This is a genomic window from Tabrizicola sp. M-4 (genome assembly GCF_051132405.1).
Classification (GTDB): domain Bacteria; phylum Pseudomonadota; class Alphaproteobacteria; order Rhodobacterales; family Rhodobacteraceae; genus Paragemmobacter.
Window position 1 is genome coordinate 1,562,501 of the sequence record NZ_CP128606.1, and the last position, 23,300, is coordinate 1,585,800.

The 23,300-nt window shown below is 62.6% G+C and carries 22 protein-coding genes, 1 tRNA gene and 2 rRNA genes (1 of these 25 cut by a window edge); 9 read left to right on the forward strand and 16 right to left on the reverse strand.

Annotated elements, in window-relative coordinates:
* The 6 genes from TabM4_RS07495 to TabM4_RS07520 form a co-directional block, all read left to right on the forward strand.
* Positions 1–834, forward strand: a 23S ribosomal RNA gene (locus TabM4_RS07495) (it extends 2,013 nt beyond the left edge of the window).
* A gap of 114 nt (positions 835–948) precedes the next feature.
* Positions 949–1,063: ribosomal RNA gene (gene rrf / locus TabM4_RS07500) — 5S ribosomal RNA — on the forward strand.
* Positions 1,064–1,128: 65 nt separating this feature from the next.
* Positions 1,129–1,205 (forward strand) — tRNA-Met (locus TabM4_RS07505).
* Between the two features lie 250 nt (positions 1,206–1,455).
* Positions 1,456–1,671, forward strand: coding sequence for a hypothetical protein (locus tag TabM4_RS07510; protein WP_434620639.1), 216 nt, complete (start codon positions 1,456–1,458; stop codon positions 1,669–1,671).
* A gap of 57 nt (positions 1,672–1,728) precedes the next feature.
* Positions 1,729–2,190: a hypothetical protein gene (locus TabM4_RS07515; protein ID WP_434620642.1), complete on the forward strand. Its 462-nt coding sequence runs from the start codon at positions 1,729–1,731 to the stop codon at positions 2,188–2,190.
* On the forward strand, positions 2,180–2,962 hold the full coding sequence (locus tag TabM4_RS07520; RefSeq protein ID WP_434620645.1) for a TIR domain-containing protein: 783 nt from the start codon (positions 2,180–2,182) through the stop codon (positions 2,960–2,962). Before TabM4_RS07515 ends, TabM4_RS07520 begins: the two co-directional genes overlap by 11 nt.
* Here TabM4_RS07520 and TabM4_RS07525 read toward each other — a convergent pair.
* The 4 genes from TabM4_RS07525 to TabM4_RS07540 are packed head-to-tail and all read right to left on the reverse strand — an operon-like array spanning position 2,959 to position 6,721.
* A complete protein-coding gene (locus TabM4_RS07525; protein ID WP_434620648.1) occupies positions 2,959–3,303 on the reverse strand; it encodes a DUF2190 family protein in 345 nt (114 codons plus the stop codon). The two genes, TabM4_RS07520 and TabM4_RS07525, sit on opposite strands and share 4 nt — an antisense overlap.
* A gap of 2 nt (positions 3,304–3,305) precedes the next feature.
* Positions 3,306–3,515 carry a phage head-tail joining protein gene (locus TabM4_RS07530; RefSeq protein ID WP_023912405.1) on the reverse strand — a complete coding sequence of 70 codons (210 nt, stop codon included), beginning with the start codon at positions 3,513–3,515 and terminating at the stop codon, positions 3,306–3,308.
* Between the two features lies 1 nt (position 3,516).
* Complete coding sequence (locus TabM4_RS07535; RefSeq protein ID WP_434620652.1) at positions 3,517–5,319, reverse strand: prohead protease/major capsid protein fusion protein; 1,803 nt, start codon at positions 5,317–5,319, stop codon at positions 3,517–3,519.
* Positions 5,312–6,721 carry a phage portal protein gene (locus TabM4_RS07540; protein WP_434620655.1) on the reverse strand — a complete coding sequence of 470 codons (1,410 nt, stop codon included), beginning with the start codon at positions 6,719–6,721 and terminating at the stop codon, positions 5,312–5,314. Before TabM4_RS07540 ends, TabM4_RS07535 begins: the two co-directional genes overlap by 8 nt.
* A gap of 132 nt (positions 6,722–6,853) precedes the next feature.
* Here TabM4_RS07540 and TabM4_RS07545 point away from each other — a divergent pair, with 132 nt between their 5' ends.
* Entirely contained in the window at positions 6,854–7,849 is a 996-nt protein-coding gene (locus TabM4_RS07545; RefSeq protein WP_434620658.1) for an HNH endonuclease, read from the forward strand.
* On the opposite strand, the gene TabM4_RS07550 is transcribed toward TabM4_RS07545, so the two are convergent.
* The 7 genes from TabM4_RS07550 to TabM4_RS07580 form a co-directional block, all read right to left on the reverse strand.
* A complete protein-coding gene (locus tag TabM4_RS07550; RefSeq protein WP_434620661.1) occupies positions 7,846–10,533 on the reverse strand; it encodes a hypothetical protein in 2,688 nt (895 codons plus the stop codon). The two genes, TabM4_RS07545 and TabM4_RS07550, sit on opposite strands and share 4 nt — an antisense overlap.
* A gap of 39 nt (positions 10,534–10,572) precedes the next feature.
* Positions 10,573–12,366, reverse strand: a complete 1,794-nt coding sequence (locus tag TabM4_RS07555; RefSeq protein WP_434620664.1) for a phage terminase large subunit family protein — start codon at positions 12,364–12,366, stop codon at positions 10,573–10,575.
* Positions 12,356–12,868 carry a hypothetical protein gene (locus TabM4_RS07560; RefSeq protein ID WP_434620666.1) on the reverse strand — a complete coding sequence of 171 codons (513 nt, stop codon included), beginning with the start codon at positions 12,866–12,868 and terminating at the stop codon, positions 12,356–12,358. Before TabM4_RS07560 ends, TabM4_RS07555 begins: the two co-directional genes overlap by 11 nt.
* 335 nt (positions 12,869–13,203) lie before the next feature.
* On the reverse strand, positions 13,204–15,852 hold the full coding sequence (locus TabM4_RS07565) for a PriCT-2 domain-containing protein (protein ID WP_434620669.1): 2,649 nt from the start codon (positions 15,850–15,852) through the stop codon (positions 13,204–13,206).
* Positions 15,853–15,854: 2 nt separating this feature from the next.
* Positions 15,855–16,190: a hypothetical protein gene (locus TabM4_RS07570; RefSeq protein WP_097031241.1), complete on the reverse strand. Its 336-nt coding sequence runs from the start codon at positions 16,188–16,190 to the stop codon at positions 15,855–15,857.
* Positions 16,187–16,432 carry a hypothetical protein gene (locus TabM4_RS07575; protein WP_235841008.1) on the reverse strand — a complete coding sequence of 82 codons (246 nt, stop codon included), beginning with the start codon at positions 16,430–16,432 and terminating at the stop codon, positions 16,187–16,189. Before TabM4_RS07575 ends, TabM4_RS07570 begins: the two co-directional genes overlap by 4 nt.
* Before the next feature lie 11 nt (positions 16,433–16,443).
* A complete protein-coding gene (locus tag TabM4_RS07580) occupies positions 16,444–17,109 on the reverse strand; it encodes a hypothetical protein (protein ID WP_097031242.1) in 666 nt (221 codons plus the stop codon).
* Positions 17,110–17,290: 181 nt separating this feature from the next.
* On the opposite strand from TabM4_RS07580, the gene TabM4_RS07585 reads away from it, so the two are divergent.
* Complete coding sequence (locus TabM4_RS07585) at positions 17,291–18,394, forward strand: site-specific integrase (RefSeq protein ID WP_097031243.1); 1,104 nt, start codon at positions 17,291–17,293, stop codon at positions 18,392–18,394.
* A gap of 56 nt (positions 18,395–18,450) precedes the next feature.
* The gene (locus TabM4_RS07590) at positions 18,451–19,059 is read left to right on the forward strand and encodes a hypothetical protein (protein ID WP_434620675.1); all 609 of its coding nucleotides are present in this window, start codon (positions 18,451–18,453) and stop codon (positions 19,057–19,059) included.
* Between the two features lie 347 nt (positions 19,060–19,406).
* Here TabM4_RS07590 and TabM4_RS07595 read toward each other — a convergent pair whose 3' ends face one another.
* The 5 genes from TabM4_RS07595 to TabM4_RS07615 form a co-directional block, all read right to left on the reverse strand.
* The gene (locus tag TabM4_RS07595) at positions 19,407–20,267 is read right to left on the reverse strand and encodes a nucleotidyl transferase AbiEii/AbiGii toxin family protein (protein ID WP_434620678.1); all 861 of its coding nucleotides are present in this window, start codon (positions 20,265–20,267) and stop codon (positions 19,407–19,409) included.
* Positions 20,260–20,880, reverse strand: a complete 621-nt coding sequence (locus tag TabM4_RS07600; RefSeq protein ID WP_434620681.1) for a type IV toxin-antitoxin system AbiEi family antitoxin domain-containing protein — start codon at positions 20,878–20,880, stop codon at positions 20,260–20,262. Before TabM4_RS07600 ends, TabM4_RS07595 begins: the two co-directional genes overlap by 8 nt.
* Positions 20,881–21,110: 230 nt before the next feature.
* Positions 21,111–21,347, reverse strand: coding sequence for an addiction module antitoxin (locus tag TabM4_RS07605; protein WP_434620684.1), 237 nt, complete (start codon positions 21,345–21,347; stop codon positions 21,111–21,113).
* Positions 21,337–21,960, reverse strand: a complete 624-nt coding sequence (locus TabM4_RS07610; RefSeq protein ID WP_434620687.1) for a hypothetical protein — start codon at positions 21,958–21,960, stop codon at positions 21,337–21,339. The genes TabM4_RS07605 and TabM4_RS07610 overlap by 11 nt, the downstream gene beginning before the upstream one ends.
* Before the next feature lie 318 nt (positions 21,961–22,278).
* Positions 22,279–23,211, reverse strand: coding sequence for an IS5 family transposase (locus TabM4_RS07615; protein ID WP_434613568.1), 933 nt, complete (start codon positions 23,209–23,211; stop codon positions 22,279–22,281).
* Between the last annotated feature and the right edge of the window lie 89 nt (positions 23,212–23,300).

A 23,300-nucleotide genomic window follows, 5' to 3' on the forward strand; every position in this document is an offset into this window, starting at 1 on the left:
ACGGAAAGACCCCATGAACCTTTACTCCAGCTTTGCACTGGCATCAGGATTGTGATGTGCAGGATAGGTGGTAGGCATCGAAGCAGGGACGCCAGTCTCTGTGGAGCCTCCCTTGAGATACCACCCTTCGCACTCTTGATGTCTAACCGCGGCCCGTCATCCGGGTCCGGGACCATGCATGGTGGGGAGTTTGACTGGGGCGGTCGCCTCCCAAACAGTAACGGAGGCGCGCGAAGGTTGGCTCAGAGCGGTCGGAAATCGCTCGTTGAGTGCAATGGCAGAAGCCAGCCTGACTGCAAGACTGACAAGTCGAGCAGAGACGAAAGTCGGCCATAGTGATCCGGTGGTCCCAAGTGGGAGGGCCATCGCTCAACGGATAAAAGGTACTCTGGGGATAACAGGCTGATGATGCCCAAGAGTCCATATCGACGGCATCGTTTGGCACCTCGATGTCGGCTCATCTCATCCTGGGGCTGGAGCAGGTCCCAAGGGTATGGCTGTTCGCCATTTAAAGAGGTACGTGAGCTGGGTTTAGAACGTCGTGAGACAGTTCGGTCCCTATCTGCCGTGGGTGTAGGAGACTTGAGAAGAGTTGCCCCTAGTACGAGAGGACCGGGGTGAACGTTCCACTGGTGGACCAGTTGTCGTGCCAACGGCAGTGCTGGGTAGCTATGAACGGACAGGATAACCGCTGAAGGCATCTAAGCGGGAAGCCCCCTTCAAAACAAGGTCTCCCTTGAGGGCCGTGGAAGACCACCACGTCGATAGGCCGGAGGTGTAAGCGCAGCAATGCGTTCAGCTGACCGGTACTAATTGCCCGATAGGCTTGATTTGATCCAGAAACAGCAAGGCTGTCTGACATCAAAAGCAATCTTGGAACAATGAAAACACTGATGAAGCGCCGCCATGCAGCGACAGCTGCATGCGTGGGGCGTGTTTCTTCCTCGGTTTGGTGGTCATAGCACGAGCAAAACACCCGGTCCCATCCCGAACCCGGCCGTTAAGTGCCGTCGCGCCAATGGTACTCCGTCTCAAGACGTGGGAGAGTAGGTCACCGCCAAACCTAGAAAGAAACACATAAAACTCCCTCCAAACGATCACAAAATCCCCCAATCAGACACCACCTGTCGCGGGGTGGAGCAGCCCGGTAGCTCGTCAGGCTCATAACCTGAAGGCCGCAGGTTCAAATCCTGCCCCCGCAACCAGTTTTTACACCAAGATATCAAAGGCTTATTCCGGGGAAGGGCGCCCCACGGGGCGCTTTTTGCGTTACAACACAGCGCAACACATTCCCCAAAGATTCCAAACCTTTACGAACATACCCGATTCCTCCGTGCAACACCCATGCGACACGGGACAGGGGCCTTGTTCGCGGGACGTTCGTGGCCAACGGCGCTTGCCATCCGCTCCTACCGGAGCCGTCTTGATCCCGGACACCATGTCCGAGACCGCCCCATGCCTAAGACCAACGACGCCGCGCTCGCCGCCTTCATCGCGCGGAAGGCCGAGATTGACGCGGCCCTCGACCGCATCCGCGCCGCCAGCGACGACCACTTCTTCGCCAGCCCAGAGGACGTGCACTGGGGCCATGTCACGGCCCTCGCGGACCATGCTGCACTGCTCAGGCGGATCACGGACGCGATCTGCGCCGAGGCGGAGCACGCCGTCTGATGGCACTGTATGTTGTGTGCGTGGTGCGTCCGACATACAATGACGCCGATTCCCTAAGTGGAGGCGGTTGGCGAGTTCACGGTGACGACTGACAAGGACGATCTGCCAAAGCACCTGGAGTTCATCCTGGACGTGGTCGAGCGCCACGCGCGCAACTCGTTTGTCCTGAAGGGCTGGTCGGTCACGCTCGTGGCTGCGGTCTTCCTGTTGGCCGTGAGGGGAGCTGAACCGGCGCTCGCCATGGCCGCGGGACTTCTGCCATCCCTGACCTTCTGGGCCTTGGACGCATACTATCTGCGGCAAGAACGAATGTTCCGCGCGCTCTACAATCACGTGCGAAAGGCGGAGCCGAGCCCTGACAACCGCTTCAGCCTCGATGCCCGGCCATTCGCCGGTGAGGTTTCAAGTTGGTTCCGCACGTTGGGTGCCACCCCCGTGCTCTGGTTCCATGCGGCTGTCCTCGCAGTTGTCGTCGTTGCGCTGGCATTCTTTTCGTTGAGGCCCCCCGATGCCCCGTAAGGTATTCTTCAGCTTCCATTACGATGACGTCACACGCGTCAACGTGGTCCGCAATTCCGACCAGATCACAAGGCGGTATACGAAAGCTGCCCGGTTCCACGACAAGAGCCTATGGGAAGAGGTGAAGAAACAGGGGCCGCTCGCGATCAAGCGGATGATCAACGGCGGTCTCGACGGCAGTTCGGTCACGTGCGTCCTGATTGGTGGCCAGACATGGCAACGCCCATGGGTGCGCTACGAGATCATCAAGAGCCTTGCTCGCGGTAACGGCATACTCGGCGTGCGGATTCACGATGTGGGTTTCAAGCCGGGGCAGCCGACAAACGCTCTTGCCGGGTTCTTCGGACCATCGCCGCCTTCGAACGCGCTCGCAGGCTACGCATCCCGTCCGGAGCCTACACTCGGTGGGCTACTGGGCCTCGCCACTGAGCGGCAGGCGCCACCGCATAACTCTCTCCTCGGCGCCCTGCTGGCTGGCGATCACGGCGCGGCACCAACGCCGCAGCCGGGACCGAACCCGCTTCGCTATCTCGGTTACACGGTCGACCGGCGCTACGAGATGGTGCGGTTTCATGAAGTCGGCCCAAACGGGCAGTGGCGCGAATACACGGAGGTGCAGGCTGTTCCGCTGCGCTCGCTTCCCTGGCTCCCGAGGCTGAAGGATGCCGACAACCTCGAAAACCTGTTCCGCATCTACGACTGGAAGCAGGACAATGGCTCGTTCTACTTCCCGACATGGATCGAGCAAGCCGCTGCGCAGGTCGGACGCTAAGCCGCCGCCGTCGCGTTCCCATCCAGCCGCACCGCGACGCTGGTGATGCCGTTTCCGGCCGCCTCGGTCGCGATGCCGACAGGGAAGCGCCCAGCGCCCGGCACGTTGATGTTCTTGGCCGTGTTGTCCCAGGCAACGCGCGCGCCGACCGTCAGAACCGCGGCGGTGGCTTTCGGCAGCTGATAGACGCCGGTGGTGGCCAGTTCGACCGGATCGCCCACAGCGGCCGAGTATGCGGCGATGCCGAAGATGTTGCCGATGATCGCCCCTTCGCCAGAGGCGACGCCGCCTGCAGGAGCGGGCACGGTGATGATGTCGCCTTTCTGAATGTGGTTCTTCATGGTCAAAGCCCTTTCGAGGATTGGATGCGGACCACGGCGATGCGTGCCGTGGTGCCGGTGATCTGGCGGTTGAGGTCGCCCAGCGCGGCGGCCATTTCCGCATCGCTGGCATAGGTCACCCGCTTGCCGTCGTATTCGACGGTGCGGATGCCCTGATAGCGGGCGGCCATCAGGGCGTCGCGCCAGGCGGTCAGTTGGGCGAGGTCGGCCACGTCATGCCCCGGGATTCTGGAACCAGCCGCGGTGGTCGATGAAGCCTGCGCCGAAATCGAGGATCACCCGGATTTCCACGCCGTCCACGTCCCAGCCCGATCGGCTTTCCACCTGGGGCCCTTCGTTGCCCGAGAGATAGGCGAACTCGAGGCCGTCGATCTCGCCGGGGTCTGCCGTCACATACCAGCGGGTGGCGCTGGTCAGGCGCGGTTCGACCACCAGCGACATGGCTCCCGAAAACGGGTTCACGTCGGCGGCGGTGGCAGGCGCGATGGTTGCCAGCCACTTCTCGGCCACGGTCTCCAGCGCAGGCGGCACCAGCAGGTTCTTCGGCGTCACGCGGATCACGCGGCCCTCGATGCCCTTCTGGGTGCGCAGGGCAAGACGCGCGGCGGACAGAGTGGCGTCGGAGATCACAGCGCCCGTCGTCGCCCGGTTGCCGTGATCGACATGGAACAGCGCCTTGTTGTCCGACAGGGTCGGCCCGCTGCCGCTGTTCGCCTCCAAGAGGGTCACGAGGATCCGCGCCTCTGTCTCGGCCGCGCCCTGGCCCATGCGTCGCGCGAGGTCTGCGAAGGCGCCGAGGTCGTCGTTCACAAGCACCTGCCGAGTGATGCCGATCTTCTTCGCCCAGGTCTCGATCTTGTAGGCCTCGCGCGCCTCGGCCATGGTCCCGGCCTTGATCTCGCCCGCCTCGTTCAGCTTCTCCAGCAGCGGCGCCTCGCCCAGCATGATCTTGTTCACCGCCCGGAAGTCGCGCGCCGAGGTCTGGCGGCCAAGGCGGCGAACTCCCGAAGGCGCGGCCTGATAGGCATCGCGCAGCACACGGCCTACGGTGTTGCCGAGGATGATCGGGAAGTCTGATGTCGTGTGCAGCGCGCGGGTGACAAGGCTTGCGGGCGACAGCGCCATGGTGGACTCGCCGCGCAGGGTCAGCAGTTCCTTGGCCATGTCCACCGGCGTGGCATAGGCATAGCGGCGGGCCGGTTCGCTGAGGTCATGGCGCGGGTTGATGCGCGCATAGAGAGCCTCGCCCATCTGACGGGCGCGCAGGGCCGGGTCGTCCTGGCTGTCGCCCATCTCGACGCGGACCTGTTCGGTGCGGATCGTCGGCGCGCTGCGGATCGCCAGCGTCTCGAAGGCGGCACGGCGGGCGCTGTCGGCATCGGCGGCGGCGTCGATCTGGCCGTCGATCCAGGACTGATCCAGCCCGGCGATGCGCGCGATGGAACGGATCTCGGTGTTGATCGCGGCGCGGGTCTGCGTCTCGGGCTGGGCAGGCGTGCTGGTGGTGTCGGTCATGTGGGTCTCCATGCGGATGTGGGCGCCGGGGTCGGCGGGCGTCGGCACCAGGGAAATCTCGTGGGGCGTCCAGTGGATGGCAGTCAGCACCCGCGCGCCGCTCTCCGTCGTCTCGGACCATTCCTCGACCGAATAGCCGACCGAGACGTGCCGCAGGATGCCTGACAGCACGTCCTGCCAGATCGGTTCAACCTCTGGGCGGGACGAGAAGCGGATCAGCGCCGTGCCTCGTTGACCATCGACTGCGGCGGATTGCACGCTGCCAAGGACGTCGCGGACGGCGGATTGCCGGTGGGCATCCAGCACGCTGGCCCCCTGCAGCCGCGACAGGTCCACCGCATCCGGCGTAAGGCTGAGGCGTTCGACATAGGGGCCAGCCATGTCACGGCGGCGCACGGGCGCGCCGGTGGACCAGATCACCTCGACGGTGCGGGCGTCGCGATCGGCGCTGGCTGGGGCCAGGTCGGCGCGGTGGGTCAGCAGGGTGACGGTGTCAGTCATCGGGGATGTCCTCCTTCTGGACAGGCGGCGCGCCGAAGCTCAGCCCCAGCGCATCCGACCGCGCCGTGTCGGCGGCAATCTCGGCATCGACCTGTTCGGCGTCGTAGCCCCGCTCGGAAATCGCCTGCGTCCGGCTCTTGAGCCCGGCGTTGATGGCGAGGATCTCTGCTTCGACGTCCTTCTTGGGATCGACATAGTCGAACTTCGGCGGGAGCCATTCGCAGGCGAGATAGGCGGCCGGATCGCGGTCGAAGTCCCGCGCGGGCAGATCGCCTGACAGCACCGCCAGCCGCACGAACCGTTCCCAGACCGGGCGGCAGAACAGATGGACGACCACGTTGTGCTGCAACTGCTCGACGCGGCGGCGAAACTCGATCAGCCCGGCGCGGATCGAGGAATAGGTCACGCCCTCCAGATCGCCCGAGACCAGTTCATAGGGCAGGCCCATGCCAGCAGCGACGGCGCGAAGGTGGTTCTTCACGAAGGGCGCGTAGGCGTCGTGCTCGGTCGGGTTGGAAAATCGGATGTCGGTGCCGGGCGGCAAGGGGATCAGGCTGCCGGGCTCCATGCCCACGGTCAGTGCACCATTGGTGTTCGTGCCGGAAAGCCCGCCTGCCGTGCCGTCGGGATCGGTGATGAAGCCGGTGAACAGCGCAGCGACCTTGGCCTTGACCAGCGCCGCATCCTCGAATTGGTCCAACTCATGCAGCCGTAGCAGCACCGGGGCCAGCCAGGTGATGCCGCGCAACTGCCCAGCCGCCAGCGGCTTGAACAGATGCAGGCAGTCGGCGGCAGGCAAGCGCAGCGGTTCCAGCCGTTGGGAAGTCAGCGGATCGCCGGGCCGGTCGCGCATCACCCAGTAGGCGGCGCGCTGCCCAGCGCCGTTGAATTCGATCCCCGCCCGGATGCGTGCGCTACCACCGATGTCGCGGTGCAGGTCCAGCGGTACCTGGTCCCGGTCCAGCAGGTCGATGTGCAGGGGGACAGTGACTGCATCCGGCACCACACGCAACCGCGCGAAGCCCTCGCCGCCCTCAACCATCGCCCGCACGGCCATGGCCTGAAGCCCATAGAAATCCGCCAGTCCACCGGGATCGGCATGATCTGTCCAGCGCAGCCACAGCATCTGAAGCCGTTCACGCACCGCACGGTCAGGATGGGTGGACTGCGGCTTGATCCCGGCCCCGACGACATTGCCCACGAGGCTGTCCACCGCCGCCGCGACCCAAGGGTTGTTCCGCGCATACCATCCCGCCCGTCGCGCTGCTGTGGTCGCCCCCGCGAGGATCGCCGTGTTCAGCCCATCGACCGTTCGCGCCCCATCCCAACGCCGACCGCGCCCCGCAGCGTCAAACGTACGGGTGCCGAGGCGGCTGAATAGGCGGTGGAGCAGACTGGGCATGCGGGGAGAGTCGCATGGCAGGGGGGAGGCAAGCTATTGGGAATGTTTGGGAATCCCGAGCGGTGCCTTTCCGTCCCCCGTACGCCCTTTCGTCCGGATTGTGTTTGGAGAATGCCGCCAGTAGAAAGAGGTATGGCGAGGCGCAAGGCATACACCGAAGTCAAGAAGTTCGATCAAGTACGGGCTGCCCATGTCAAAGACATGGGAGACGTCGTTTTCAAGGTATTTCAGTGCTTCAACCCAGAGTGCCAAGAGATCATAGCAGTCCGAGAGGACACACTGGGTGAAGATTTTGAGCTTCAGTGCCCTGCGTGTGGGTACGTGCATCGGATGGGCGACGCTCAGAAGTTTTACGACTATGAGCTCTGGAATACGACCACGAACAGCAAAATTGAGGATGGGTCGTTCGAAATCCTGATCGACGACTATGTTGCTGAGGCGATGCAGTACAAATATTGCATTATCTGCAATGCCCTGAAGCCACTAGAGGCATTCCATAAGCATGCCCCGCGGAAGTCAGGTAGGCAAGGCGAGTGTCGTCTCTGCAAGACAGTCTATAATGGGATCAAAAACCAGACGCGGATAACGGACCAGCATCGAGAAGCGGCGCAAAAGAGACGCTTGTACTTGGACATCACTGGACCAGGTAAGATCGATAGCGGTCTAGTTCGAAAGAGATTCGACAACAAATGCTTCAAGTGTGGATGTGATCTCAGCAATCCGAAGGAAGGTCATTTGGATCACACGCTGCCGGTATCACTCCTTTGGCCGTTGACGACAGACAACGCGACGCTGCTGTGTGGACTTCACAACGGTCAAAAGTCCGGAAGCTGGCCAAGTGACTACTATTCCGATGCTGAATTGAAGCGTTTGGCGATAAGTACGGGCGTACCTTACGAGACGCTTCGGGGCCCTGCACACATTAACCCAGACGCTCTCAAGGCACTGAACAACAAGGTCTTCGTCGATCAGCTGCTTGCAAAATACGCCGCTTACATCGACGAGATCATCAAGGTCAGAAACCGAATCCTCAAGATGACAGGGTTCGATTTCTTTTCTGTCTCGACATCAATCTCGAAGAGCATCATCGAGCAAGCTGACAAGCAACTCGGCAGCGCCGCCAGCTAGCTCTGAAGCACTAGATACTGGTGGGCTGTCACGGATCCCTTGTCTCGGAGGCCGTGTTTTTCACAGTGCTCGACACTCTCCGAAAACACGTCGAACGTCCTGAAGAATGGCTGCGCAACCTTCGCAATCTCTTCGGCCATGTCGCACTTTTTGCTTTCTCCTAGGTGAAGCACCATGAAGCCGCCAAGCTTCAGTCGTTCACGGGATTGTCGAATGATCGGCTCATAGACATCAAACCCGGTCTTCTGGCGTTCATCGATGTACTTCTGTGGTTGAATTTTGAAGTCTTCAACCTCCCATCCGGAAAACCACAGGCGCATCCAATTCCCAAGATAGAAGCGAGTGCTATCAAAAAACGGCGGGGAGGTGATGACCGCATCGAGGTCGTTGATCTCATCGGGCCAGGGATCGGTAGAGTCCATCTGCCAGATGTGACCTTCGCGAAACTTATCTCCGCGGTCAACTTCAAGGCTTCGTTCGATCTTGGTACGAAGTCGCTCCATTAGGCTCCGATATTCGAAAGGCCCGGTTGGAGAATATGGCGTCAGTGGGTGCGACCGTCGGCTGAGAGCGTAAGGTCTGTTTCCATGCAGGATGTGTTGCAACGCAGCATGCACCATGGATAGAGCGGGCGACGAGCGGGTGTTTAACGCCATGAACTTCCTGGCGCCGAGAACTTCATTGAAGGTGTCTGGATGAAAATACTCATCCAGTTTCTTGTTGAATTTGATCTGCAATGCGCGCTCGATTTCGGCATCGCTTGCCCGGTAGTCTCTCAAAAAGGCTTCGAGATTCTCAAGAACCTCATCAATTTGAGCGCGACTGGGAGAACTAAGTTTAGCGTGGGAGATCCGAAATGCTGACGGACTAATCTCGAGCGCGAACGATGTCGCGCCGCGCAACGATGCCTCAAACGGAATAGTGCCCACGCCGGAGAACGGGTCCAGCATGGAACCGCCGTCTCCGACGAAGATATCAACAAGGCTGGATGCAATGGCAGGTTTCAGCTTGCCCTGGTACGAGCAAAGTGAGTGGAGCTTGTTTCCCCAATTGCGCGCGGCCATTCTAGGTTCCCGATGTGGCAAGCTCGTTCTAAATGACTGCCATTTCGAGCGTGTGGATATGCGCTCCACACGACCTTTGGACGGCTTCTCAAGGACAAGAAGGGACTGCCGGAGTTTTTGTCCACTTCGGGAAATGCGTTCGCGAAGCGTCACGTCGTCCTTCAATTCGAAGCCAAGGCGTTCGCCAATCTCAACGATCAGTTGGTCAGTGGGCACATGGACGCCACCATAGACGCTGTCTCCAATATCAATGCAGACACGACCATGCTCCGGTAGCGCGGCGAGGGCGGGACGGAGCGCCTCATGCATGTCGTTAAAATAGGTGCGTACCATTGCTGGTATACGTTGATCGTAGGCGCATTCATTGATTTCGCTAACGATCTGGTCGAGCTTCCCAGACGCAAACCTACCATCGCGCCGATTAGACTTGGCTTTTGTAACATCGTTGATGCCTGCCGTAATCGCTTGGTCTCGAAATGCGCTCAGGTCGGCTCTTGAATTGAGGTGCCCGAGAAACCACAGTTCGACTTTAGTGTTGCGGAAGTAATTTGTTCCATTGAGATACGGTGGAGAGGTGATGATGGCATCTAGGCCGTCGTTGTATCGATTTTCAAGTGCACTCATCCCCACCTGAAGGATTGAGCCGTTCGAAGGCTTCAATTCATGGAGATCGTTCGCGATCAGTTCGAGAGAGGAGCCGAAGGCCTCGATGAAGTCGTCGGTTCCGCGTCTTTCCTCATCCTCGCGCTTGAAACGGAGATCGCCTCTGCGAATGAGGCGCGAGGCCGGAATGAGGCTGCGGATCGCTGCTACCTCAGCGAGTTGGCGAACAGCGGAAATGTCCACTTGATCTAGGATGCTGCGAACGCGAAGAATGGATTCGTACTGCTCTGGCGAAAAGAACTCGCTCTTTCCGAAGGTCGCACGGTAACTGCCATCCAACTTTTCATGCCTCGGGTAGCTCGCCGTTTTGTCCTTGGCAACCTTTGCGAGCGCCAAGAGCTTCTCGGAGTATTCACAACGCTTCCCGTGACTGAGGGTTCGCGCTAGCGACTTTGCTTTGATCACATGGATGCACAGTGGGTTTACATCCGAGAAAAGCCCTGTTTTTCCGAGGCCCATGATGGTCATTGGCGTCGTTCCAGATCCAGCGAATGGATCGAGGACACGCTCTGCTCCATCGCAGTATCGGCTATAAACTTCCCATACGAAATCAGGGGAGTACCCTTCAAGATAAGGAAACCAGTTGTGCAACGGATCGTGGCGGCCGCCTGCGAAGGTTACCTGGAGCTGGTCTTTGAACGCCCCTTCGTCGGTCAAGAGACCGGACGCTACATGCTCGCTGAGCCGAATCTTGCAGAAATGGTTGATGTTTGTCCGTGCATCCTGTGCGGCACGTTCGAGGTCATCGAAACTGTCAACGCCTATGAGTTTTCGCAGCCGTGCACTGCTTAGATGCTCTATACTTTGGAAAAGGTCGGCGTCGTCAGGGCCAAAGGCGACTGTAAGCCCGCGACGGCCCCGATGATTTCCCGCCAAGTCGGAAAAGTAGATCGTCTTGTGATGTTGCACCGCCCGCCCCACTTTTCCCGGGTTGTTCATTTTGGTTGTAGGTACCATTGTAGACCTGAAGCGTCCACTGAGAAAATGCCTTGCAAGCTACCGCATCCATGCCGACCGGATCACCCGCTCCGCCTCGCGGTCCTGCCGCGCTGACGCCGTCTTCACCCTCTCCACCTCCTCGTTCAGCCGCATCCCCATGCTGATTAGCCCATGCAGGGCGGCGTGGGCGTAGACGAAGGTGTCCAGTGCCTCGTTGCGTTCGCCGTCGCGCTTGGGTTGCCAGGAGCGGATGGGGCGGCCCTTCTCGAAGCGGGTGACGACGCGTTCGGCGGTCAGCTGGCGGAAGTAGTCGGCGTCGAGACGGCGGGGGAAGTGGATCGCGCCGGGGCCGGGTTGGGTCAGTTTCAGACGCGCGTAGACGGCGTCCTTCACGGCATCGACGCCGACGATGAAGAGCGGGATCTTGCCCTTGTTCGTGCGGGTGGGGCGGCGGGGCCATACTGGCAAGCCGGGACCGCCGCGGCCCTTGATCGCCCAGACGCGGCGGGCGAGACGGGTGCGGCAGAACTCATAGGCCATCTTGGTGTGGTGGCCGCCGGTATCCACCGCCACGGCGCGCACGGGCAGGTCGCCCCAAGTGCCGTTCAGTACGCCATCGAGATCGGACCAGAGGCGCGGGCCCGAAGGATCGCCCCACAGCACGCGGTAGTCGGTGACCCACGCCTCCTCGTCGCGGCCCCAGCCGACGATCTGCACCTCGATCCGGTCGCCCTGAACATCGACACCCGCCGTCAGCACGGCCACGCCGGGGGCGAGGTCGCTGCCCCAGTCCTCGCGCCGGGCCATGAGAGGATCGGCAGGGACGGTGTCGCCCGCCTGGTCCTCCCAGGACTCGCCCAGCTTGGTGTTGACCCAGACCTGCAGGCGGGCGGGATCCTTGGCCACGCGGGCATGCTCCTGCGCGATCTCGGCCCAAGTTTCCCACGGCGAGTAGAGCGACGACAGGTGGAACCCCGCGGTGCGTCCATCGCCCGGTGCGGTCGGACGCCATTCACCAGCGGCCAGCAGGCGGGGCTTGTCGTGTTCATGATGCACGCCGCCGCAGGCCTCGCAGACCAGATAGGCGGCGTCGCGTTGCCCGTCGGGCCACCGGATGCGCGCCCAAGTGATCGGGGCCATGTCGCCGCAGTGCTGGCAGGGGACATGGAAATACCGCTGGTCGCTGTCGAGGAACGCAGCTTCGATGCGGGAGTGGCCTTTCAGCGTGGGCGTCGAGACCATGTAGATTTTGCGCCGCCCTCGGAAGGTGGTCGTGCGCTGGATCGCCAGATCAACCGGATCGCCCTCGCCGTCGGCATCGCCGGGATAGCCATCCACCTCGTCCAGGAACAGGTAGCGCACGGGCGTGGACCGCAGCCCCACCGCGCTGTTGGCGCCGGTCATCACCAACTGGCCGCCGGGGAAGGATTTGCGGAACAGGCTGTTCCCGGCGTCGCGTGACCTCGGGGCCGACACCAGATCGCGCAGGGCAGGGGTCGCCTCGATCAGCGGGTCGATGCGGACGGTGGTGTTGCGCCGCACCATGTCGAGCGAGGGCATGACCAGCATGGCGATGCCGGGGGCGTTCTGGATGATGTAACCCAGCCAGTTCAGCCCGGCCTCGGAGCCGCCGGTCTGCGCGCCCTTCATCAGCACGACCCGTTCATAGGGGCTGGAGGTGGACAGCGCATCCATCACCGCCCGCAAGTATGGAGTGCGATCCGTGCGCCAGCGGCCCGGTTCCGCCGAGGTCGGCGGCAGGATGCGGTGGCGGTCGGCCCAGTCCGATACAGGGATCGGCGGTTCCGGGCGGATGCCGCGCCGCCAGGCAAGGTCAATCTCAGGCACCATCGCCAAAACTCCCCAGCGGCATGTCGGCCAGATGTTCGAGATGCTCGCGCATCATCCGGTCCATTGCGGCAAAGGTGGCGCGGGGATCGGCCCCGACCTCGGCCGCCAGCAGCGGGGCGGTGCGCTGCACCCATGCCATGTGCGCGTCGCGTTCGGCACGCGCGCGGGCGAACACGGTGCGAGTTGCGGCGGCGGTTTCGACCAGCAGGCCCTGTTCCTTCTCGAAGGCCAGCTTGGCCCGCTGGACCTTGACGATCTCATGCAGCCGCTTGGCCTCGGCAAGCGTGGTCGAGACGCGCGCAGGGGTCGCAGCGGTACCGCCCCTGTTGCGGCGGGCAGGCTCAAGGTTGTCCTCGATCCAGGCGAGTCCTACCGCGACGTCGATCTGGCCGTCCGGGCGCACCGGCAGGCCCTCGGCCACGAGCTGCGAGATGCGCCCCTTGGTCAGGCCGACCCGTGCGGCGAAGGCGGTCTTGGTCTCGGCGCTGTCGAGTTTAGTCATTTCCGCCCCCTGACGCTGGCAGGCTTATGCGCTGCGCTCCCCCGCATACGAATTGGCCCGGGAGGAACCGCCCGGCGATCCCGACCGTTCTGATAATTCCACGGACCGTCCCGCGCCCTGCCGCCCGTTCCCGATCCGTCTGGTTAGGGTGGGTGGGATGGGTGAGGTGATCTCGGCCCGTTCTGGTAAATGTCATCACACACGCATCACGCGTGGCGTCGTGTCGGTACGGTGGCCATGCCACGTCACCGACAGTTTTGGTGACAAACATTGTTCCCGGCGGGGAGCACCTAACCCAACCCACCCAACCTAACCGGGCTACTCGGGAAAGAACGTCACGCATTGGCAGCCATCCGGAACGGATCAGAACCGTCGGGAGCCGCAGTTGCCTCGGTCGTCACGATGTCCAGTTGCCACCGCGCCCGGTTGCCGGTGGTGCCCGCCGCGATGATGCGGTGGCCCGCGACGACGCGGTTCTGATGCTGCGACAGCCACTTGCCGAGCCGCGTGCCGTTGATCGCGCCGCCCTCGCCCGCGACGCGGAGCAGGGCCTCGCGGAACTCGGGGTTCACGTATTCCGCCTTGCCGAACAGCTGGGTCTGCTGCGCGGCGGCCCGCTCGATGATCTCGCGCACGGTCACGCGGTCGGTGCCGATCACCGATCGCCATTCCTCCAGCGCCGCCGTCAGCGCCTCGAGCTTGGGATCCGCGCCGCGCATGCCCTCCATGGTCTCGCAAGGATCGGCCTCGCTCAGCCAGATCAGCGCATCGCGCACCCAGCCCGACCAAGTGGTGAAGGAGCCCAGCGGCACGCTCTGCTCAGGGCGGCCCGCGAGGTGGAAGGCGCGCAGGAGGGTCAACCCCGCCGTGACGTAGTCGCCGCGCCGGGCCGCCACCAGGGCGAGGGGATCGCGGTCGAAGGCGCGCAACTCGGGCCGCTCCACCCCGGCATCCAGCGTGGCGCGGATGGCGCGGCGGGTCATGTCGCCCACGAAGGTCAGGTTGTTGCCGGTGGCGAACATCGTCGCGTTGCTGGGCACCTCGGCATTCAGCGACGTGCCGAGGATCCGCACCTTGAGGCTGGTCTGCGTCATCGCCTGGCAGAGCAACTCCCCGCCCAGCGGTTCCTCGCAGTTGTCGATGGCGATCAGCACGTCGCCTGCGATCAGGGCCGCGCCGAGGCGCTTTTCCATCTCCTCCTCGGTCTTGCCCTGCGCGATAACCGGCGCGGGTCGGGCGGTGGCGATCATGCTGGCGATATCGACCAGCATGGATTTGCCCGTCCCCGCCGTGGGTGCGTTGAAGCCGTGCAGGGGTGCCGTGGGCAGCGAGCGGCGGATCAGAGTGGTCAGGATGGCCGACAGCGCCACGGATCGGTCGGCGGGTGTCACGAAAGGAAAGCTGTCGATCAGGTCGCGCAGGAAGGCCAGCGCGCGCAGCGCCGTGTAGCGGTCGGGCTCGCGCGGCAGCAGGGGGAAGCGTTCGCCCTGCGGATCGAACAGGAGGCCCGTCTGCGCATCATAGCCGGGCTGGTCGAGGATCGATCCATCCTCGCGCAGGGTAGGGGCATTGATGATCCCGGTCAGGACCGGCAGGCGCCACTGGCCCTCGCGCGCCAGATAGGTTTCGGCCAGCCGCTGCGAGCAGTCGGTGGGGATCCAGTCCCCGGCGCGCATGTCGTAGCGTTCCCAATAGGCGGCCTTGGTAAAGGCCTCGGCCATGTGATGCGCCCGGACGTGGATCAGGCGTGGCGCGTCGATCTGCCGGCCGCCCGAGATCGCCACCGGCACCATGGCCGGACGCACGACGATGCTGCCGCGCTGATAGAGGCCCAGCCCGGCCCCGAGCAGCGCCTGTTCGGCCTCGTCGATGGTCTCGGGCATCATGCCTGCGCGGATGCGGATCAGGGGACGATTGCCCTCGGCCGCGCCATCTTCGGATGCTTCCCGGCTTGGGTGGGTCGTGCGCGCCCGGCGAGGCTTCTCGGCCCGCCAGCCGTTCTGCCGGGCCAGCCAGAACAATGTTCCGACCGTGACATTGCGCACACTGGCGAAGCTGTCCCACTTCTGCGCCGTGTGGGTCGGGTCATTCTTCGCGGCCTCGGCCGACCAGGCCTCCCAAAGGGGGCGGCCATCGGGGCCAAGCGCGGCATAGAGGGCGAGACCCACCTTGATCCAGTCGTCATAGGGCAGGTCGTTGTTCGGGATATGGGCGATGGCCTCGGCGATCAGGTCGTGCGACGGGGCTTCCTTCGGCTTGAGGCCCGCGACCTTGCGCCCCTCGCGGTCGATGTCTCGGCGTTCGGCGCTGGTCTGGCCGCCTGCCTTGCGCAAGGCTTCCTCGGCGGCGGCGATGAAGGCGGCACAGGTGTCGCGGGTGACCACGGGCAGGTCGGTCAGCGGCACATCGAGCGGCGAGCGGTCCGGCCAGTGATAGGGCGCCTTCGTGCCAGGGTGGATGCCGAAGGCCACGAACTGCTGCCCGGTCGCCAGCACCTCGACGCGCGCCACCGTGCCGTCCGGCATCTGGAATTCGCTGGTCTGCACCTTGTCGAACGGTGCCTCGGTGCGGAAGGCGAGCAGGCATTTCGGGGCCTTGCCGATGCGCAGGAGCGGCGTGGGGCCGAGCATCGCCATGGCCATGTCGCGCAGCCGGTCGGCAAGGTTCACGTCCAGCACGTCGATATCGACGCCGACCAGATCGCCGCAGAGAAGACCGGTGTTGGTGCAGTTGCGCTGCGCCTTCGACCAGCGGGCGATCTCGCCCTCGTCGGCGCTGGCGCAGACCGTCTCCCATCCCTTCATCATCGGCCGCTTGCCCGCCGCCTTCATCGCGACGTGCGCGCCAAGCACCGGCACCGGGCGATAGCCGTTGCGATGAAGCGCCAGGCGCAGGTCGGTCGGATCCTCGGGCAGGGCCATGGGGAACGCGCCGCCTGCGTCATCGCCGGTCGTGTCGTCGGTCAGGCGGATCGCGTCCTCCATGGTCAATCCTCCTCCACCAGGTCCCACATCGCGAAGTCGTCGTTCCAGCGTTCCTCATACCCGGCCAGGCTGCCGATCAGGCGCTGCGGCCCGTAGTAGACCCGCTCGGCGATGTGGCGCGGATCGCGGTCCCGCGGCGTCGTGACCCGGAGCGTGCAGTCCAATTCCGACCGCAGCCGGTCCAGCGCGGCAACCGCCTGTCGCGCCTCGATGTGGGGCGAGGTGCCGGGCAGGGACTGCCGCACGACATACATGAGCACATCGCGACAGCCCCGGATGCGATTGCCCAGCACCACATGATCGTCGGTGGTGATGTCGAGAAGCCAGTCCTCGCTCATTGCGCGCCCTCCTGCATCTCGATCCAGCCGAGCAGCCGGGATTTCCGCGCACAGATGACATTGCCCATCCGGAAGACCGGCAGCTTCACCTTGGCCTCGCTGGCGTAGTAATAGACCTTCCGTCGCTGCCCCGCGTCGCCGAAGACGAATTGCGCAATGGCGTCCGCACCGCGCAACAGATCGTCGGCCAGCGCCGGGCAAGCCTCTCCCGTGGCGGGACGAGCCCGCATTCCTTCCTGCATGTCCTGTCCTCCTAGGTGCGGATCAGCGCGCCCAGCGCGTTGATCGTTCTGTAGCCGACGGCGAAGGTGATCATGGCATCTCCGCCGACACTGAAATCCTCTTGTTCCCTTTGCTCCCGCTCGGGACCTTCCGGCAATTCGAACTGGGCCAGAAGCGCAAGTTGTGGGTAGCCAAGGCCCGCATTGTCGTTCTGGAAAGCGATCTTCCCTGTCAGAAATCGCCGCTCGATCTCGACGCGCAGATATGGATCGCGCATTCCCGCCATGGCTTGGGTCAGGGTGCCGAGACGAACCCCTTCAATCAGGGAAGCCACGGTTTCCCCGAAGCTCTGCTCTTCGTTCCCATCAGGCATTAGGATGTCGAGGATGGCTTCGGGAAGATCGGCCCAGCCCTCACGCTTTTCGGCTGGCAGCCCAAGTTTCGTGTCGATTTCCTCCATCACCAGCGGCCAGTATGCTTCGACGGCACTGGCAGCGTCCTTGACTTGGTCGGCCGCCATGATCGCGATCAGCAGCCGCGCGCAGTCCGTCGCGGTCATCTGCGCTGCGCCCGGTCCTCTTCCCCCCGACGAGATCAGTTTGGCCTCACGCAGGTGCCGCGCATACATCGCCACCGTCTGCTCCGGCATTGGCAGAACCTGTGCCAGTGTGGGGATGAGATCGCTCAGCTTGGCCATCAGCGCAGATGTCTCCTCGGGGTGTTTCGGACCATAACTCCAAAACTACTGGCGCACAAGATGGTTTCAGAGTAAAAGTCCAAAACAGGTATCCGGCCCGGTCTTTCCCCTCGCCAACTCGGCAGACCCATGGCAACACCGCAGGCTGACCGGATCAACCCATTGTTAGAGCGAGGAAATCATGGCCACGATCCGCAAACGCACGCTGCCCTCGGGCCTGGTTCGGTGGCAGGTGGATTTCACCGACCAAGCGGGCAAGCGGCGGTCAAAGCTGTTCCCGCGCCGCAAGGACGCCGACGTCTATCTGGTCAAGGTCCGCTCGCTGGTCGCCAACCACACCTACCTGGCCGACAGCGACAGCACGACAGTGGCCGATGCCGCGAAGGCGTGGCTCGACCATTGCGAGGTGCGCTGCAAGACGGGGCGGCGGATGGAGCGGTCCACCCTGCGCGGTTACAGCGATTATGTGCGCCTGCACATCACCGCGCCCGACATCGGTATCGGGGACAAGCTGATCGCCCAACTGACTCGCCGCCACGTCAACGAGTTCCGCGACCGCATGCTGCTGAACGGCCGGTCCGAGCATCTGACCCGGCGCGCGCTGTCGGTGCTGAAGCTGTTGCTCGACCACGCCATCGATAATGGCCAGTTGTTCACCAACGCCGCCCAAGGGGTGCGGGTGATCAAGTCCAGCCGGATCGAACACAAAGCCCCGGTGCCGACCAAGGAAGCGATCCGCGCCCTCATCGAGGCGGCCGACGAGGATTTCAAACCGCATCTGATCGTGTCGGCGCTGGGCGGCTTGCGCGCCTCCGAACTGCGGGGTCTTCGCTGGACCGATGTGGATTTCGACAAGGGCTTCCTGCACATCCGCCAGCGCGCCGACGCCTACAACCAGATGGGCGAGCCGAAATCGCGAGCAGGTTTCCGTGACATCCCGGCCGGGCCCATGGTGCTGAACGCCCTGCGCCGCTGGAAACTGCGCTGCCCGAAGAACGCCCTCGACCTCGTCTTCCCCGCGCCGCAGGGCGGGATCCTCCAGCACACCAAGACCCAAGCCCGGTTCCGCAAGCTGCTGGATAAGGTCGAGGTCACGATGCGCTGGCACGACCTGCGCCACTTCGCCGTGTCGCTGTGGATCGAGCAGGGCTTCTCGATCAAGGAGGTGATGACCTTCGCGGGCCACTCCTCCATCCAGATGACCATGGAACGCTACGGCCACCTGTTCCCGTCACCCGACCACCAGAAGGCCATGGCGATGGTGGAGGCGAAGCTGCTGGGGTGACAGGGGAGAATACGCAAGGTATCCATTGGGTTAAAGTCCTTTGGAAATCGCCTGACATGAACATTGCACCCGATGCGCCCGATGAAAACGACGAGGACGTGGTCCTGACCCGCGAGGAACCTGCTGGCGACTCCGGATTCATCAAGTTCTATGGGCTGTATTGGCGGAAAGATCTGATCGAATGGAACGCGCGGGAACTTCTCGGCCAGCCGGGAGGCTGGATGGGGAAGGGGAAGGTTGCTGCGAACTTTGACAGACGGAAGCTCCAGATGAATTTCTGGGGTCAGAAAGGGGTCTATGTACTCTACGACGACTCCTTGCATCCAGTTTATGCCGGCCAGGCAGGATTGACCCGGCGCGATTCAGCGGGCGGTCAGGCGATTGGCGACCGTCTCAACATGCATCGGCAGGGCGTGTATCGGAACGGCTGGAGCCTGTTTTCGTGGTTCGGCTTCATGGAAGTCGACAAGTTCAACCTGAAGACCGAGAAGGATGAAGCGCGACGACTGTCGCCAAGGTGGGAGTTCAAGGCGCAAGGGGAAAGCAATCTGAACTTGCTGCTCGCCTCCTTCGAAGCGATCTTGATCGAAGGGTTCGCGCCACGGTTCAATGCACGCGGCGGAGATTTGAAGAAGGCGGTCTTGGTGAACCAGTTCGAGAACTGAGCGCGGTCTGATTCCCGTTTCGTCCCAATGGTTTGCGGCTGCTCCGTGCGACACGACGCCGACGTTGCGACTTCGAAAATCGTCTAACAAACGGAAATCACGGGCTTATTTTAGAGGGATGGGTAGCCCTCATAACCTGAAGGCCGCAGGTTGATACTGTAGGTCGCCCAAAACAACAGAAGTTCGGCACAAGCCAAATCCCGCCCCCGCAACCAAAATCCCGAATAAGACCAAAGACTTAAATGTTGAGCGTTTCGCTCACGTATAAGCAAACGCGTTTACCTCAACAACAACTCAACGTTACACGAGGCCCCCATCGAGGGCCCAGATGATCGCCGGGAAGGTGGTCAACACGCGGCCTCGCTACATGCGGATTCGAGCCACTCCCAGATCTCCGCGGTGACCTGCGCAAGTGGCCGTCCTTCAAGAGCCGTGCCCTCCGAGTAGGCCTTCCACTGCATCATCTTCGCCGGATCGGTCGAAAACTCCGCGGACAGCCCGACAGGGCAGGCAGCTGGAACAATCGTGTCGCGTCGAGCGAAGGTCCCTCGGATCGCCACAGCGAGGTCGTCCATGTCGATGTTGACGGACTTCGGCAGCGTCCAGAGATCATAGAGATCCTTCATCCGGCTGCTCGCCAAGCCCAGCGCGACCACGGCCTGGAACTTCTCTGCGATTACGGTGGCCGGTGAATAGGCGCGGATCGATGCGGCAGGAAAGTCCAGCAGCGAGCCATATTCGATTTCGAACTTCGGATCGGCCAAGGCATCGCCGAAGCCGAGGTCCACGGTGATCGGAATGCGCGTGCTCCCGAGATATGCATCAGTCCGGAGCCGCATCCCGCCATAGATCTGGTCTTCCCGAATAGCGACGGCGGTAAGGCTGGCGACGTCGTAGACCAGCCCATCGCCTCCATCGATGGCGAGGATCTGCGAGAACGCGGTCTTGAGTTCGGCCTCTTCATCTGAGCCGAACGCCAGGAAGTCGATGTCCCGGGTGAAACGCCCGGTGTCGGCTGTCCACAAGGTGACGAGCATGCCCCCCTTCAGGACGAAGCGGTTGCGATACTCGGAGACCGACAGCCGGTACACCAGTCGTTCGAGACCGAAAGCCACCAGGACGACATCGAACAGCTGACCTTCCGCGCGGGCGAGGTTCAGCAGACGCTGACGCACAGATGCCGCGATATCCCTGGGCTGCTTAGCCATTGGATGTCAGGGCCTCCAGATAGGGGCGCATCTGGTTCCATGCGCCGTTCTCGTGAGCGGCGGCGGCAAGTTGGCCTGCCGTTGCCTTCCTAGCGCTCAGGGCGGCCTTCATCGCTTCAATGGTAACCGACCGGTCCACCAGCTTCGGGTTCCGAAATGCATCTGCAATTGTCTTGGCGATGGAATAGACCCGCACCTCCACCTCCCGGATGCGGTGGGTCTCGACGCCATTGGTCAGGTAGGGTTCACGGAAACGCACGACGCGGACGCGGGGGTATTCGATCTTTGGCGCCCAATCCTTGGCACCGATGGCGATCCACACCCGCCTTGGGAGTTGGTCGGTCAGCTGATGAAAGGACAGTGCCGAAGTCAGGCAGATGACGGCCTTGGGAGCGAGTTTGGCGATGTCGATCAGGCCTGCATGCAGGTCTGGTTCGCTATCGGGAAGCTGGTACAGTCCCCGTCCGATCCGTACCACCACGCCATCTGCCACCGCTCGCGCGATGGTGGTTCCGCTCACGCCGATGGATGCCAGATCCCTTGAACGGGCTGGCGCATGGGCTTCCATGTAGTCGACCATGCGGGCGCGCTGGCCCTGATCCGTAGTGAGCATCGTTACAAAACCTCGGACGTGAGTGCTTATTGTCCTGGGTTTTGTAACATGCGGCTCAGCTTCAAGCAATCTGCGCAGACCCGCACCCAACGGCGTCATCATGTTTAATCACTGCAGATTTTGCGGAGATTAGACCTGCTATTCTCCGCACGACTGTTCCATAGGCGGATTTTGCCGTTCGATGAACCTTGGAACGGATGGCACCCGGAGCACGAAAAACGGCTGATCCGTCAAATGCGATTGCGCGCGATCACCTCCGCGGCGGAGGAAGGATGGTAGCTGGATTCCGGCGCGGTGAACCCAGCGACAAGTTCCACCTGCAGTTGCGTAAAGGCCGCCACTTCCTGACTTGCCATGTCACGCCGGATCAGGTCTTCAACATAGGCGCTGACGGAATGGTAGGGCCCTGCGTCGCTCACCATGGACGCCAGGAACGCGTGCAGCTCCTCATCGATCTCAATCGTCATCGTTTTGGGTCGGGCCGTCATCCCTCTCTCCCTCTGCGCTGTCAGCTTGAGCCTCGGCGACCTCACGGCCGCAGTCGGGACACGCAGTCTCGGTCCTTGAGAACGCAAATCCGCACTCGAGGCATGGCTTCAGATCAGTCATGTCCTCCAGGAAAGCACAACGCTTACACAGCGTCTTAGTGTGCTTCAGCGACAGATACTCCCTGAAATCAACAAGCCAAGCGAGAATCGCTCCGCGCTTCCAGTCTCCGTCCCAGTTCGTCGCCTTCTCGCGCCAGGCCATATATTTTCGCGCGCGGATCCCGCGCTTCTGGGCCGCGGTCAGGGCTTCCTTTTTCGCTGGAACCTCGAAGACGTGACCGCAATAGCCCCGCCCGACTGGACTGTTGCAGATCCACGTTCCCGCCTTCTTGCGAAACTGAATCGACAGGCTCGAGCACAGAGGGCAGCAGTCGCGCATTTCCGGGACGACGGCGTCACGGATCGCATAGCATTCCTCCCGCAACTCAGCGCGATAGTCGTGGGCAGGTTCCCGTGCCTCATATTCGGCTTTTGCCTTGTCCAAATAGGGCTGAACGCGGGGTATTCTCACCGTGTGCTGAAGGACAAGCACAGCTTCATGGTCGGCGCCGCATGTTGCGCATTCCGAACCAAGGAACTGAACCCTGGTGCGCTTCTAGTTCTTCCAGTGCCAGGGCGGGCCATGCTTCCGCCTGGCGACGAAGATTTCGCGCGCTGCTTCCTGGCCCGTCATGGTCCGCCTTTCGAGGGCGTCTTGAACACGCTGGAACTCAAAGGGCCATTCAATCATGAGACAGTACCGCTGATCGAGAACAGTGCGCCTCGGCTGAGAAATTGGTGCCGAGGTCCACGCCGTGGCTCTGTTGCACAAATCAGCTGAAGGCCAAGGTTCCCCTTACCCCGGACAGACTCATCCCACGGCTTCCGTGACGGGGATGCCGAGCGCGGTGAAGCCGTTGAGGACGGCGACACGGACCTGGAACTCCGCGACCTGACGGTCGAAGTCCCGAGCGGATAGCCGCTGCCCCAAGAGCTTGACGCAGTGCATCTTGGTCTCTGCACGACTTCGGCGGTGATAGCCGCTCCATCGTCGCCAGATGGTTCGTCCGACGCGTTTTGATGTGCGCAGGATTTCATTGCGTGCGATTGCACCGACGGTGTCAGGTTTCCAAGGTTTGGCGTTCTTCCGCGGCGGGATGATGGCGGCGGCACCCCGGTCGGCGATGGCGTCGTGGCATTTGCGGGTGTCGAAGGCGCCATCGGCGGTGACGGTCGCGATCTCCTGGTCGGGCGGGATCTGGTCAAGCAACTCGGGGAGCATGGGCGCATCGCCCACGTCGCTGGTCGTGAACTCGGCCGCCCGGATTTCCAGAGATTTCTCATCAATCCCGACGTGAATCTTGCGCCACACACGTCGCTTCTTGCCACCATGCTTACGGGCGTTCCACTCGCCTTCCCCTTCGACCTTGATGCCCGTGCTGTCGACCAGCAGGTGCAAGGGACCGTCTGACCCGCGGTAGGCGATGTTCACCTGCAGGGTCTTCTGGCGCCGTGACAGCGTACTGAAATCCGGAACTGCCCAGTTCAGGCCGATCAGTTGCAACAGGCTCTCAACGAACCCGGTCGTCTGGCGAAGCGCCATGCCAAATAGAACCTTCATCGTCAGACAGGTCTGAATGGCGGCGTCGCTGTAGTCGGGCTGCCGCCCGCGCTTGCCGGTCGGCGCGGCCTCCCACGTCATGGCGGGATCGAACCAGATCGTCAGCGAGCCGCGGCGCTTCAGCGCCTTGTTGTAGGCTGGCCAGTTCCGGGTCTTGTAGGTTGGGGCTGTGGGTCTGCTCATGTACCCCAGCTATCACGCTGGATTCACAACATGAATCCTCACAAGCGATTTGTGCAACAGAGCCAGACGAAGCCTGTCTCGTGCAACCA

Excerpts from the sequence above, each read along its gene's own strand:
- TabM4_RS07510 (WP_434620639.1), top strand. The coding sequence starts at position 1,456 with ATGCCTAAGACCAACGACGCCGCGCTCGCCGCCTTCATCGCGCGGAAG.
- TabM4_RS07520 (WP_434620645.1), top strand. The coding sequence starts at position 2,180 with ATGCCCCGTAAGGTATTCTTCAGCTTCCATTACGATGACGTCACACGC.
- TabM4_RS07525 (WP_434620648.1), bottom strand. The coding sequence starts at position 3,303 with ATGAAGAACCACATTCAGAAAGGCGACATCATCACCGTGCCCGCTCCT.
- TabM4_RS07535 (WP_434620652.1), bottom strand. The coding sequence starts at position 5,319 with ATGACTGACACCGTCACCCTGCTGACCCACCGCGCCGACCTGGCCCCA.
- TabM4_RS07540 (WP_434620655.1), bottom strand. The coding sequence starts at position 6,721 with ATGCCCAGTCTGCTCCACCGCCTATTCAGCCGCCTCGGCACCCGTACG.
- TabM4_RS07545 (WP_434620658.1), top strand. The coding sequence starts at position 6,854 with ATGGCGAGGCGCAAGGCATACACCGAAGTCAAGAAGTTCGATCAAGTA.
- TabM4_RS07550 (WP_434620661.1), bottom strand. The coding sequence starts at position 10,533 with ATGGTACCTACAACCAAAATGAACAACCCGGGAAAAGTGGGGCGGGCG.
- TabM4_RS07555 (WP_434620664.1), bottom strand. The coding sequence starts at position 12,366 with ATGGTGCCTGAGATTGACCTTGCCTGGCGGCGCGGCATCCGCCCGGAA.
- TabM4_RS07560 (WP_434620666.1), bottom strand. The coding sequence starts at position 12,868 with ATGACTAAACTCGACAGCGCCGAGACCAAGACCGCCTTCGCCGCACGG.
- TabM4_RS07565 (WP_434620669.1), bottom strand. The coding sequence starts at position 15,852 with ATGGAGGACGCGATCCGCCTGACCGACGACACGACCGGCGATGACGCA.
- TabM4_RS07570 (WP_097031241.1), bottom strand. The coding sequence starts at position 16,190 with ATGAGCGAGGACTGGCTTCTCGACATCACCACCGACGATCATGTGGTG.
- TabM4_RS07575 (WP_235841008.1), bottom strand. The coding sequence starts at position 16,432 with ATGCAGGAAGGAATGCGGGCTCGTCCCGCCACGGGAGAGGCTTGCCCG.
- TabM4_RS07580 (WP_097031242.1), bottom strand. The coding sequence starts at position 17,109 with ATGGCCAAGCTGAGCGATCTCATCCCCACACTGGCACAGGTTCTGCCA.
- TabM4_RS07585 (WP_097031243.1), top strand. The coding sequence starts at position 17,291 with ATGGCCACGATCCGCAAACGCACGCTGCCCTCGGGCCTGGTTCGGTGG.
- TabM4_RS07590 (WP_434620675.1), top strand. The coding sequence starts at position 18,451 with ATGAACATTGCACCCGATGCGCCCGATGAAAACGACGAGGACGTGGTC.
- TabM4_RS07595 (WP_434620678.1), bottom strand. The coding sequence starts at position 20,267 with ATGGCTAAGCAGCCCAGGGATATCGCGGCATCTGTGCGTCAGCGTCTG.
- TabM4_RS07600 (WP_434620681.1), bottom strand. The coding sequence starts at position 20,880 with ATGCTCACTACGGATCAGGGCCAGCGCGCCCGCATGGTCGACTACATG.
- TabM4_RS07605 (WP_434620684.1), bottom strand. The coding sequence starts at position 21,347 with ATGACGATTGAGATCGATGAGGAGCTGCACGCGTTCCTGGCGTCCATG.
- TabM4_RS07615 (WP_434613568.1), bottom strand. The coding sequence starts at position 23,211 with ATGAGCAGACCCACAGCCCCAACCTACAAGACCCGGAACTGGCCAGCC.